At 48.5% G+C, this 12887-nt stretch carries 14 protein-coding genes; 11 read left to right on the forward strand and 3 right to left on the reverse strand.

The window, feature by feature from the left end:
* Window positions 1-45 precede the first annotated feature (45 nt).
* Complete coding sequence (locus ACOI06_RS06840; protein WP_420661793.1) at window positions 46-366, forward strand: I78 family peptidase inhibitor; 321 nt, start codon at window positions 46-48, stop codon at window positions 364-366.
* A 22-nt stretch (window positions 367-388) separates the two neighbouring features.
* Window positions 389-685 (forward strand): I78 family peptidase inhibitor, encoded by a 297-nt coding sequence (locus ACOI06_RS06845; protein WP_420661794.1) that lies wholly within the window; start codon window positions 389-391, stop codon window positions 683-685.
* A gap of 4 nt (window positions 686-689) precedes the next feature.
* On the opposite strand, the gene xth is transcribed toward ACOI06_RS06845, so the two are convergent.
* Entirely contained in the window at window positions 690-1469 is a 780-nt protein-coding gene (gene xth, locus ACOI06_RS06850; protein WP_420661795.1) for an exodeoxyribonuclease III, read from the reverse strand.
* 162 nt (window positions 1470-1631) lie between these two features.
* On the opposite strand from xth, the gene ACOI06_RS06855 reads away from it, so the two are divergent.
* Both ACOI06_RS06855 and ACOI06_RS06860 read left to right on the forward strand, forming a co-directional pair.
* Window positions 1632-2540 (forward strand): HpcH/HpaI aldolase/citrate lyase family protein, encoded by a 909-nt coding sequence (locus ACOI06_RS06855; RefSeq protein ID WP_420661796.1) that lies wholly within the window; start codon window positions 1632-1634, stop codon window positions 2538-2540.
* A 53-nt stretch (window positions 2541-2593) separates the two neighbouring features.
* Window positions 2594-3784, forward strand: coding sequence for a CaiB/BaiF CoA transferase family protein (locus tag ACOI06_RS06860; RefSeq protein WP_420661797.1), 1191 nt, complete (start codon window positions 2594-2596; stop codon window positions 3782-3784).
* Between the two features lie 61 nt (window positions 3785-3845).
* On the opposite strand, the gene ACOI06_RS06865 is transcribed toward ACOI06_RS06860, so the two are convergent.
* Window positions 3846-4454, reverse strand: coding sequence for a nitroreductase family protein (locus tag ACOI06_RS06865; RefSeq protein WP_420661798.1), 609 nt, complete (start codon window positions 4452-4454; stop codon window positions 3846-3848).
* Between the two features lie 213 nt (window positions 4455-4667).
* Complete coding sequence (locus ACOI06_RS06870; RefSeq protein ID WP_420661799.1) at window positions 4668-4874, reverse strand: cold-shock protein; 207 nt, start codon at window positions 4872-4874, stop codon at window positions 4668-4670.
* Between the two features lie 396 nt (window positions 4875-5270).
* Between ACOI06_RS06870 and ACOI06_RS06875 the strand changes: the two genes are divergently transcribed.
* The 7 genes from ACOI06_RS06875 (at window position 5271) to mdtN (ending at window position 12845) form a co-directional block, all read left to right on the forward strand.
* A complete protein-coding gene (locus ACOI06_RS06875; RefSeq protein ID WP_420661852.1) occupies window positions 5271-5831 on the forward strand; it encodes a sugar transferase in 561 nt (186 codons plus the stop codon).
* A 33-nt stretch (window positions 5832-5864) separates the two neighbouring features.
* Window positions 5865-7856, forward strand: coding sequence for a polysaccharide biosynthesis protein (locus ACOI06_RS06880; protein ID WP_420661800.1), 1992 nt, complete (start codon window positions 5865-5867; stop codon window positions 7854-7856).
* A 147-nt stretch (window positions 7857-8003) separates the two neighbouring features.
* Window positions 8004-9020 carry a cation diffusion facilitator family transporter gene (locus ACOI06_RS06885; RefSeq protein WP_420661801.1) on the forward strand — a complete coding sequence of 339 codons (1017 nt, stop codon included), beginning with the start codon at window positions 8004-8006 and terminating at the stop codon, window positions 9018-9020.
* Window positions 9017-10249: a CaiB/BaiF CoA transferase family protein gene (locus tag ACOI06_RS06890; protein ID WP_420661802.1), complete on the forward strand. Its 1233-nt coding sequence runs from the start codon at window positions 9017-9019 to the stop codon at window positions 10247-10249. Before ACOI06_RS06885 ends, ACOI06_RS06890 begins: the two co-directional genes overlap by 4 nt.
* Window positions 10250-10293: 44 nt before the next feature.
* Window positions 10294-11229, forward strand: a complete 936-nt coding sequence (locus ACOI06_RS06895; protein ID WP_420661803.1) for a hydroxymethylglutaryl-CoA lyase — start codon at window positions 10294-10296, stop codon at window positions 11227-11229.
* A gap of 110 nt (window positions 11230-11339) precedes the next feature.
* On the forward strand, window positions 11340-11759 hold the full coding sequence (locus ACOI06_RS06900; RefSeq protein ID WP_420661804.1) for a YtcA family lipoprotein: 420 nt from the start codon (window positions 11340-11342) through the stop codon (window positions 11757-11759).
* 6 nt (window positions 11760-11765) lie between these two features.
* Complete coding sequence (gene mdtN, locus ACOI06_RS06905; protein ID WP_420661805.1) at window positions 11766-12845, forward strand: multidrug transporter subunit MdtN; 1080 nt, start codon at window positions 11766-11768, stop codon at window positions 12843-12845.
* Window positions 12846-12887: the final 42 nt, after the last annotated feature.

The raw sequence follows: 12887 nt of genomic DNA on the forward strand, positions 1-12887 counted from the left end.
CTAAGTGACTTACTGAGTTCAATTTACAAAAAGGACGGATTGATCATGCTTTTGTCTGGAAAACTTCAATGGAGCCTAGCCTTAATTGCATTGGCAGGCTTGGGACTGTCAGGGTGTCAAAGTACAGGCGGTCAATCCGCACAAAATATTCCTGTTCCACCCTCTGTCTCTGAAAAAGACACTTGTAACGTGGAACAAAACCTGACACTAATTGGCACCGATGCCAAAAAAGTCAATCTATCAAAATTCCCCAAAGGCACACGGTTGTTACATCCAAATTCGCCTGTCACAATGGATTTTCGACCAGATCGCTTAAATATTTATGCCGATGACAAAGGCAAAATTGTTCGCCTCGACTGCAATTAAACCAGAACAATAGGAGCAACCTATGAAAACAAAACTTCATCGTCCATTTGGTTGGCTGATTCTGGCCGCAATCGGCATTGGCCTAGCGGGCTGTGGATCGAGTAAACCTAAGGAGCCCAAAATGACCGAAGATCCTTGCAATGCCAAACCCTACACACACTTGATAGGCACCAATGCCAAAGAGTTGGATATGACGCAGTTTCCAAAGGGTACGCGACTGCTCTACCCCACCACTCCAACCACAAGGGATTACCGCATCGATCGTTTAAACATCCATGCGGATAAAGATGGCAAGATCCTGCGTCTTGATTGCAACTAATGGTTTAAAACACCACCTCAGCAATCACCGGCGCGTGATCTGAAGGCTGTGTATTCCCACGCGGTCCTGTGTCAATCACGCAGGACCGGCAAGCCCTCGCCATAGGCCCAGACAATAAAACGTGATCAATACGTAATCCTGCATTACGAGCAAACGCTCTGAGCCGATAGTCCCACCAGCTAAATGAGTCAGGTTCTTGTTCAAACAGCCTGAATGAGTCTTCCAGGCCTAAATCAAACAAGGCTTGCAGTGCCTGGCGCTCTGGATCGGATACCAGCACTTTACCTGCCCAGCGTTTTGGGTTGTGGACATCTTCGTCAGCCGGCGCAATGTTGTAATCACCAAGCACAGCTAAATTCGGATAGGTTAGAATCTCCTGCGCAAGCCACGCATGAAATGCCTTATACCAAGCAAGTTTATAGACATATTTGTCTGATTCCACTGACTCGCCATTGGGGCAATACGCATCCACGACTCGAACCGTCTGGCCATTGACCTCATAGGTCGCTGCAATCACGCGCTGCTGCTCATCCTCAAAGCCTGGGATATTACGTTGTACCGATTGGGCTTCATGTAATGAAAGAATGGCCACACCGTTATAGGTTTTTTGGCCTGCCCAAACGGCTTGATAACCAGCCTCTTCAATGGCTTCAATTGGAAACTTATCCTGATCAAGCTTCAGTTCTTGCAAGCATAAAAAATCAACCGGATTTTCTTTTAACCAATCTAGCACTTGCGGCAAACGTACTCGCAAAGAATTGACATTCCAAGTGGCCAGTTTCATCTTCACTCCAAAACACAACAACAATAGACGTTCTATGGTAGCAGCATCCTCGTAACACAACGCTCTGAAGAAGCCTAAGTATCGGGATGATTGCACCATCGACCGTGCCCACAGTGTATAAAAGCAGCATGTAATTGACGACTTTATGGGAAGACATTCATCATGCGTTCACTCCTTTTTGTGCCAGCCGATAGCGACAGAAAACTCAACAAATCTCTGGATACAGGTTCCGACGTTCTCATCTTTGACCTCGAAGACGCGGTCTCGCCCGCACGCAAAGAAGCTGGACGACAAGAGCTCGTTCAATTTCTCAACTCGGAAACCGTGCTTACGCGCCGTGCTCAACCTGGGCAACCTCAACTGTATGTGCGTGTCAACGCACTGGACACCGGGATGACCTTACAAGATCTCGTCGCAGTCATGCCTTGCCGTCCTGACGGCATTGTTTTACCGAAGTGCGCAAACGCACAAGATCACAACATCCTCTCGCATTACTTGGATGCTTTTGAAGCACAATTCCCCGATGCGTCTCGTCAAGCCGCACAGATCATTGCCATTGTCACTGAAACAGCACAGTCGCTAGCCGGACTCGATACATATGCTCAAGCCAGCGCACGGCTCAAAGGTCTGATGTGGGGTGCTGAGGATTTGGCTGGAGACATTGGCGCACTCACTAACAAAGAAGACGACCAACGCACATGGACATCACTTTTTGAGTTTGTTAGAACTCGCTGTCTATTTGCAGCAGCAGCAGCAGGCGTTATAGCAATCGACAGCGTTCCTACCGACATACACAATCTGGAAGCATTAGAAGCTGAAACACGCCAAGCTTATCGTGATGGGTTTAGTGCCAAAGCGGCAATTCACCCAGGCCAAGTTGCCACCATTAATCAGGCCATGACACCCGATGAAAAAACTCGCCACTGGGCTACACAAGTCGTTGCAGCCTTTGAAGAAAGTGACACAGTGGGCGTGGCTACACTGGATGGCAAAATGCTCGACACCCCTCACTTGCGACTGGCACGTAAAGTTCTGGCAGCCAGCGCACTGGCTGATCGGACGGCATCTTAATGAAAAAACGCATCAACTACAGCTCATCTTAATTTCTTATGACGGAGTGCCCTATGACAGCACAACCTTCAACCTCTGCTCAAACTGGCCCTTTGACTGGCGTTCGAGTCATCGATATGACAGCCGTAGGCATGGGCCCTTACTGCACGCAAACGCTCGGTGACTATGGCGCTGATGTCATCAAGATTGAAGCACCCGATGGTGATGTCTTTAGGCATGCCACCCCAAAAGCCCGTGAAGCCATGGCTGCACCATACCTGCAGCTCAATCGCAACAAGCGCAGTCTGGTTCTCAATCTTCGGCAAACCGATGATTTAGACTTATTGCGAGACTTAATTCGTCAAGCGGATGTGCTGGTTTACAACATCCGTCCACAAGCGATGCGCAAACTCGGTTTGGATTATGAAACTTTGGCGGCAGACAACCCAAAACTGATTCATTGTGGTGTCTATGGGTTTTCTGAAAACGGCCCATATGCCGGAAAACCTGCTTTTGATGACATTATTCAAGCAAGCAGTGGTTTAGCTGATTTGCAAGGTCGGGGTCGAGACGGTACACCTGCTTATGTGTCATCCATTATCGCGGACAAAGTCACTGGATTAATGGGTGTCAATGCCATTTTGGCGGCATTATACGAACGCACTGTGTCAGGGCAAGGCCAAGCTGTTGAAGTACCCATGTTTGAAACCATGGTGAGCTTTAACCTGATTGAGCATATGGGGGGCGCAACATTTGATGGCACGCCCACAGAGATGGGTTATGAACGGGCACTTTCTCCTTACCGCAAACCATACCGCACACAAGATGGTTTCATTGGATTGTTGCCCTACACATCTGAACAGTGGAAACGATTTTTTGAAGTGGCAGGCCGTCCAGAAATTATGGACGATCCCAAATACCGTGAACCAGGTGTGCGCGCACAGAATATTGGCGAACTTTACGCCATTCTTGAAACACTCACACCCCAAAAAACATCCGATGACTGGATTGCTCTACTGACCGCAGCCGATGTGCCGGTGACCCGAGTCAATACGCTCGAACATCTTTTGGAAGACCCACATCTAAAAGCGATCGATTTAATTCAGACCTTGCCACATCCAACAGAAGGCACCGTGACTATTGCACGCTCCCCAGTCAACTTCTCCAGAACGCCGACCAGCATTCGACGGGTACCACCCACGCTTGGTCAGCATTCGAACGAGATTCGTGCAAGTCGAAAATTTGAAACTAAAGAAACTGAATAAAATCTGACCAACTCACATAGGACAAATCGGAACCGAATAATCCCCAGTTCCGATTCTGGCCTCAGATCTCACCAGGAGCGCACCATCGACCGATGACGCTCACATCCACAGGTTTACGTACCGCTGGCTCATTTCTAGGCGTACCGACCGCCAGAAAGCCCACAAACTGATAATCGAGCGGATCAAACCCCAGCTCGGTCGGAATTTCTTCAGTGAATGTCCCTAATCCAGTACTCCAGAAAGACGCAAACCCCATGGCATGCATGGCATTTTGGAAATTCATCACCGCAGCCCCCATTGAAAGCGCCTGTTCCACATCAGGGACTTTGGGATTGTCGTGATGCATTTGATAGGCCATGGCGACCAGCAGTGGGACTTCTTTGAGCCAGTCACGGGTGCGGCGTGCTTTCTCTTCAGACAAAGGGCGACCGAGTGTTTCAAGTACATGAATGGCTCGCTCACCCAAGGACACAATCTCAGGTTGCTCAATGAACCCAAAACGCCAGACTCTTAGCGCACCATGGTCAGGGGCTGTTGTCGCACATTGCAAAGCCAGCGCCACTTGTTCCTTCGAAGGACCGGGTGACACCACATTTTTGACAGAACGACGATTGAGTATTGTCTGCAACACGTCAGACGAGTTGGATGAATTCTGAACAGTCTGATTCATTCAAATTTCCTTTTGTTAATGAGAATAAATCCTAACACCGATTGACCCAAAAAATACTAGAACACTCGATAACCTAACGCTTACCCATTGGATTCATTCAAAAAAACCTGCATTTACATCTACAACAGGCGTAAAAAAAGCCTGCACATTCGCACAGGCTCCATCGACTCGTATCGATAGAAACGATGATTTACATCGTCACATTCAATTTGATCAGTCGATCAATTGGATGTTTGTCGCGCTCGGGCCTTTGGCGCCTTGACCGACTTCGAAACTGACTTTCTGGTTTTCTTGCAGTGTTTTGTAACCGTCAGCACGAATTTCTGAGTAGTGTGCAAACAAATCTTTGCCACCGTCATCGGGCATGATGAAACCAAAACCTTTCTCGGCATTGAACCACTTAACGACACCTGTTGCCATGCTTAGTACTTCCTTGAATAATAATAAATACAGAAAAAATAATGCTAGACGATCAACGAAGGATAAGGACTACAGGTAGCGCACTTGGCGACACGCAAACAACTATCACAATCACGTCGCTTGAAAATCTTGCCCTCGCAGTGTAGGCGCGTCCTAGGTCCACGTCAAACATATTTTTGATTTTGTTGCAAAAAAATGAATTTAAAGGCTTTTTTCAGCACAGCAAAAAACGCTGCGCCGCAACAAAATTACACCTACAGTTCGAATCAACACATCGATTCGTACACATCCTCCTCCAGTACAGTTGCGTTGCGCGGTAACATGCTGGTGATTGTCATTTTTCAGGGGTCATTCTTGAACGCATCGGCACATCCATTTAGTCTCGGTTCTCGATTTATAAAACGCGTGATGGATATCTTTCTAAGCCTTATTTTAGGGGGCTTACTATTGATTCCCATGCTAATCATTACTGTCGCTATCCGACTTTCATCACCAGGACCCGCACTCTACTGGAGTGATCGAGTGGGTGCCATGAATCACCTATTCAGAATGCCTAAATTTCGCAGTATGCGAACGGACACACCCGAAGTCGCCACACATTTATTACAACAAGCGGACAGTTACATCACACCGGTTGGGGCTTTTTTGCGCCGCACAAGTTTGGATGAACTGCCACAACTGTGGTCGATACTGATTGGTGACATGAGTTTTGTGGGACCGCGCCCTGCTTTGTTTAATCAAGATGATTTAATCGAACAGCGCACAGCACTCGGTGTGCATCAATTAAAACCGGGGCTGACTGGTCTCGCACAAATCAGTGGTCGTGATGACCTTGAAATCCCAATCAAGGTTTCGTTTGATGCGCGTTACCTTAAAGAGCAAAGTCTATTTTTTGATCTTTACATTATGTGGCAAACTTTCTTACAAGCAATCAAACGTGAAGGAGTTCACCATTGAGCCACCTCATTGATCTGATCGCAATCTTTTAAAATGAAACCTAAAAGTTCACTCAGTACACAAGCACAAGCCTGGATCGATCCGATTCTCAGATTACCCAGAGTCGTCAAGCGCCTCATTGCATTGTCTGTCGACGTCTTTTTGTGTGTCCTCACAGTCTGGTTTGCGTTTTATATACGCCTCGACTTTTGGGTTCCGCTCACAGGTGATCCATTCTGGCGCGCAGACATCGCGACCTTAATTGCCATCGCAATATCGATACCGATTTTTATCACCCACGGTTTTTATCGAGTCATTTTTAGATACTCTGGTTTTGCGGCTGCCCGTAGCGTCATTCAGGCCATGGCAATTTATGGCATCCTGTATTTTTCACTGATCACACTCTTAGGCTTTAACGGCATCCCAAGAACCATTGGCATCCTGCAACCTATTCTTTTATTTTTAGCTGTTAGCGGTTCACGTGCTCTCGCGAGCTTCTGGTTAGGCGGTGCTTATCGCACACTTATTCAAAAATCCAGCCGCCCTAAAGCGTTCATCTATGGGGCGGGCACCACCGGTCGACAACTTGCGGCTGCCATTCAGCATCACCCCGATTTACAAGTCTGTGGTTTTCTGGATGACGATACTCGTCTGCAACGACAAGTTCTTAATGGCCTAAAAATCTATAGCCCTAAGCGCTTGCCTGAACTCGTAAAATCGCAAAAAATTGAAAGTGTGTTGCTCGCTTTACCGTCGATTTCACGTCAACGTCGCAACGAAATCCTCGCACAAATCCGATCATCCAAAGTATCCGTGCGCACAATCCCAAGTGTCAGTGACATTGCTCAAGGTAAAACCACTCTAACCGACGTGCATGAACTTGATATTGACGACCTGCTGGGTCGAGAAAGCGTCGAACCTGATGCGAAACTCTTAGCTCAAAACGTCACCGGGAAAACCATTCTTGTCAGCGGCGCAGGCGGCTCCATCGGCAGCGAAATCTGCCGCCAGATTGTCACGCTAGCGCCCAAACGCTTGTTATTATTGGATTCCAGTGAGTTTGCGCTCTACACCATCCACACAGAACTCGAAGCCAAACGTACCCAGCTCAAATTATCCTGTGAGCTAACCCCTTTATTGGGTTCTGTTCAGGATGAAAAACGAGTTCGTGAAATTTTTAACACTTGGTCACCTGAGACGATTTATCACGCAGCTGCTTTTAAGCATGTGCCCCTAGTCGAACACAACCCAGTTGAGGGTTTAAAAAACAACGTACTCGGCACACGCCTCATGGCACGTTTGGCACTAGAGCATCGCGTGAGTGACTTTGTGTTGATCAGCACAGACAAGGCTGTACGTCCCACCAATGTCATGGGTGCGAGCAAACGTTTGGCTGAGATGGTTTTACAAGCGATTGCAGCACGCTGGAATGATCCTGAAAGCACCCGTTTTTCAATGGTGCGATTTGGCAATGTGCTGGGCTCCTCTGGTTCGGTTGTACCCAAGTTTCGCCAACAGATTCAGTCTGGTGGCCCTGTCACGATCACACATCCAGAAATCACTCGCTATTTCATGACCATTCCCGAAGCGGCACAGCTCGTCATCCAAGCGGGTGCCATGGCTGAAGGTGGAGACGTCTTTGTCTTGGATATGGGTGAACCTGTTCGAATTCTGGATCTCGCACACCGCATGATTGAGCTATCGGGTTTTGGGGTGCGTGATGAAGACAATCCCAACGCGGAGATTGAAATCGTCACGACAGGCCTCAGACCTGGTGAAAAACTTTATGAAGAGTTGTTGATTGGCGACAACCCCCTACCCACCTCACACAGCCGAATCATGCGTGCTCAAGAGGATTTTTTACCCTGGGAAGTTTTAGCGGAAAAACTGACCACGCTGGAGCTGGCCATGTCTGAGCATGAGAGTCCTGCAATTCGAACAATCCTAGGGCAACTTGTTTCAGGTTACACACCAAACGCTGAAATCGTCGACTGGATCCATCTGGAACAACATAACGATTCAGAGAATTTTCAAACCAACACCTAGAACACTTAGAGTCCACATTCAATCAATTTAACCACCTGAAACATAGACATTTTCAGTGGACATACCATGTCTCTGCGTATGGTCAAGCTATGATATGTAAATATTTTTAGCCTCAGTACTTTCTGTACCTTCACCTTTTTTGGACCTATGCACAACCCGAGACGCCTCCCTCACCATCAACACACACACGGTCACACACACCATCGGGCTGTTTCCCATCATGACGAAACACCCGATCATGATGTTTCTATACCTACAGACGACAGTCTAGAGGTTTCTCATGCAGAACGCGCCCGGGTCGCCAAACGCACAACCATGGTCAGCGTCTGGGTCAACTTAGTCATTTCAACGACACAGATTGTCGTTGGAATTTTTGCGCGCTCTCAAGCATTAATCGCCGATGGTATCCACTCCTTTTCTGATTTAGTAGCTGACTTTGTGGTACTTGCTGCCAATCGCGAAAGCCAAAAAGCGCCTGACACCGATCACCCGTATGGTCATCATCGTTTTGAGACAGCCGGCTCATTGTTTCTCGGGCTTATCTTGGCTGTTGTGGGGGCACTCATGATCTGGGCTGCGGGCACGCGCATGATTGATCACTCCTCAATCCCCAAGGTTTCTGGTTGGGCATTTGCTGTGGCCATCCTCACCCTTTTCTGTAAGGAAGGTCTGTTTCGATTCATGCTCAAAGCAGGTAAACGCGTCAAGTCAAGCATGATGATTGCGAACGCTTGGCATGCGCGTTCAGATGCCGCTTCCTCATTGGTGGTGGCATTTGGTATTTTGGGCAATATGATGGGATACCCAGTTTTTGACCCAATTGCCGCATTGCTCGTCGGCTTAATGATTCTTCGGATGGGTTGGAAATTTGGTTCTGAAGCATTTCATGACCTCATGGACCGAGCAATCGATGATGAGGAGCTTGCAGCCATTATCAAGACACTGGAGGCTACACCAGGCGTGCTAGGTATTCATGATATCAAAACCCGTAAAATGGGTGACATGATCTTGGTCGATGCGCATATTGAAGTGAATCGTCATCTCACTGTTGAGCAAGGCCATGACATCGGCGTGCGTGCCCGACAAGCCGTGATGGCACGTCACCGTGTTCTCAATCTAATGACTCATATTGATCCTGTAGATCCCAAAAACAACAACTCATGACCCAAAACAACGTAAATACAACCTCATCCGCACCCGGCATGGACATCCGTCCTATGCAAGGTCTCAAAGTCCTCGAGCTCGGCCAACTGATTGCAGGTCCGTTTGCCTCAAAAATACTGGCTGAATTCGGCGCCGACGTGATTAAGGTCGAGCCTCCCGGCGGTGATCCGCTACGAAAATGGCGTTATGTGCACGATGGCACATCTGTTTGGTGGGCTGCACATGCACGCAACAAACGCTCAATCACACTCGATTTGCGCCAACCAGAGGGTCAAGAGATCGTACGCCAGATGGTGCGTGAAGCCGATATTTTGATTGAAAACTTTCGACCTGGGCAAATGGAAAAATGGGGGCTGGGTTACCCCGAACTCAGTCAAATCAACCCAGGCCTCATCATGTTACGCGTTTCAGGTTACGGACAAACTGGACCTTATCGCGATCGACCTGGTTTTGGTGTCATCGGTGAAGCCATGGGAGGTTTGCGTTACCTTAGTGGTGAACCTGGACGCCCACCTGTGCGTGTTGGTGTATCGATTGGAGATACATTATCAGGATTGCACGGTGTGATTGGTATTCTGATGGCCTTACGTCATCGCGAGCAACAGGGTGGACTCGGACAAGAAATCGATGTCGCATTGTATGAGTCCGTCTTCAATATGATGGAAAGTTTGATTCCCGAATACTCTAAATTCGGTGCCGTTCGCGAGCCCTCTGGCGCGAGCATGCCAGGTATTGCACCCACTAATGCGTATCTGTGCAGTGATGGAAAATACGCACTAATCGCCGGCAACGGAGACAGTATTTTCAAACGCCTTATGAAACTCATCAATCGGCCAGATCTAGCTGAGGATCCCGATCTGGCAGATAACCAAGGACGTTCAGCTCGTATGCAAGAACTTGATGAGGCCATTTCAGCCTGGACAATCCAATACGATCGAGACACTGTTTTAGATGCAGTGAATGCAGCGGGTGTGCCTTGCGGAAAAAGCTACGATGCAGCCGACATCGCCAATGATCCGCATTACCGTGCCCGCGACATGATCCTCACCACCACACTGCCTGACGGTTCAGATATCGAAGTGCCCGGCATTGTGCCCAAACTGTCTCGTACACCCGGTGCCGTTGATCGACTTGCACCCACTTTGGGCGAACATACCGACGAGATTCTCACTGAACTCGGTTTTGATGAACAAAAACGCGCTGATCTTAAATCACGCGGCATCGTCTGAGCTAGCCAACCATTCGATCACTAATGACAACATTAAAGACAAATATGAACAAACCTAGAATTTATTTACACGATGTTGCCCCACGCGATGGGTTTCAAAACGAGCCCATTTTTATTGAAACCGATGACAAAATCGCCATTATTGATGCCTTAAGCGACTGTGGTTTTGCAAAAATTGAAGCGACATCTTTTACGTCACCTAAAGCCATTCCGGCTTTACGAGATGCTGAAGAAGTCATGCACCGCATTAAACGTGTGCCAGGTGTTGAGTACACCGTCCTCATCCCTAACGTGCGTGGCGCCGAAAGAGCCTTAAGCTGTGGCATCGATGAAGCCAATCTGGTGATGTCAGCCAGTGAAACCCACAATCGGGCCAATCTGCGCATGACACGCGACAAATCATTGTTGCAACTTGGACAAATCGTTCAGGCTTTAAACGACTCTCCCGTCAAAATCAACGTATCACTCTCCACCGTCTTCGGTTGTCCAATGGAGGGCGATGTCACACAGAGTGAGGTCATGCGTCTGATGGGCTTATTTGCAGACATGGGGGTCAATCGCATGACTTTATGTGACACGACAGGTATGGCCTACCCCAGTCAGGTTCGAGAAATTTGTCAGACAGCCAAGTCCGAATTCCCCGACATGACGCTGACACTGCATTTCCACAATACCCGCGGTCTGGCTCAGGCCAACGTCCTCGCTGCCATTGACGCTGGCATTGATCGCTTTGATGCGTCACTGGGCGGTCTAGGCGGCTGTCCATTTGCCCCAGGCGCAAGCGGCAATGCTTGCACCGAAGAAATTGTTCATATGCTTGAACTCGAAGGCTTTGACACAGGCATCGATCTCGATCAATTATTGGCTGTATCAGCCCGATTGCCAGATCTGGTTCAACACGACATCCCCAGTCAGATTCTAAAAGCCGGTCATCGTTTAACCCGCCACCCAGCACCTGATTACGTCAATGACATGATTTAAGACGTACCCGAGGCAGCGAAATCGGTCACACTCGCTGCCTCACCAATTATGCTACGATCTCTTTAGTGTGATTTAGTTATTATTTAAGATCAGTCGCCGACGGGATCTCCATGCATGGACAACAATCGATTCAAAACACACGGCCTGCCCGTCTTAAACGCTTACGCTACTTTAAATCCCTCCGAGTCTCGTCTGATTTGGAACGAGCCGTGATCTGCAAGATTTCGCATCAACCCAAAATCGACCGTCCAAGTGTGTGCCGACGCGGCTGTGGTGCGCTCATGCTGGGCATTTTCAGTTTTCTGCTGAGTGGTTGCTCGTTTGCACAAGCACCCGCCTTCTTTATGTTTGGGTCATATTTCCCAAGTTGGCTTGTGGGTTCAGCCGTCAGTATTTTATTGGTTTTACCGTTACGTTGGATTTTGATCCGAACCGGCATTGACGATGCACTGCCACTCAGGCTTGTGTTTTACGTTTGCTTGGCGCTGATCATGGCAATCGGCTTTTCTTACCTGTTTTCTGCACAATGAGGCTCTATGTCTGAGGAGAATCATACGCCAAACTCAAACGTTTTACCCTCACGAGGTAAGCGGGCAATTGCGATCGTGCTGACACTAATCGTTGTCATCGCTGTCATCATCGCTGTGTGGCTCTATAACCGTCACCTAGACTTGAACATTCAATCCGAAGACGCCGCCTTTGAAGCCGATGTGATTCATGTCGCCGCTTTAGTGCCGGGCAAATTGATCGAACTCCCCATTGAAGATGCGCAAAAAGTCAAAAAAGGTGATTTGCTCATGCGCATTGATCCATCGACCTACGAGCTTCGCGTCCAACAAGCTCAAGCACAACTAGCATTAGCACAAGCCACGCTAAACAATCAAATGCGTTTAATCCGTGCGGAAGCGGCCAACGCTGAGATTGCTGATAAACAAATCCGACGCGCTCGCATCAATCTCGAATTAACCGACAAAACACTGGCCCGTCTGGAAGCTCTATTACCTAAAGGCTATGTCACAGCGCAGGAAGTGGATATCGCACGCACCGCACAACGCGATGCACAAGTTTCTCTGACGCAAGCATTGGCACAACAACGCGCCGCCGAAGCCTTGGTCGGTGAGACCGAAGCCGCTCAGGCAGCTGTTGATATCGCAATAGCAGGTCTGGCCATTGCCAAAAAAGCTTTGTCAGATACCATTATCACGGCACCTTTTGATGGTTTAATCGTCGGTTTGAATGTCTCTGAAGGAGAACTGCTGCTGCCCGAACAATCACTTTTCACCTTGATTGACACTAAAACCTGGTACGCCACGGCCGTTATGCGGGAAACCAATCTACCGCATATTCAGATTGGCAACTGCGTCACTGTCTATGCGCTGGCTGCACCTAAAACCCCTATGAAAGGTGTCGTGCAAAGTATCGGCTGGGGTGTGACAAGCTCAGACATTATTGACTTACCTAGACTCATGCCTGTTGTTCAGAAGTCGCTAAACTGGGTTCGGGTCGCGCAACGATTCCCTGTACGGATTCGCATGATCGATCCAATCGACGATCTGATGCGTATCGGCGCATCAGCTAGCGTCACAATTCGCGACACAACCGATTGCGAACGTTGAGTCTTGGTTTGAATCTTGTGTGTCGCTTTGGATTAATTCGAG

The organism is Orrella sp. 11846, assembly GCF_048820935.1.
GTDB lineage: Bacteria > Pseudomonadota > Gammaproteobacteria > Burkholderiales > Burkholderiaceae_B > Algicoccus.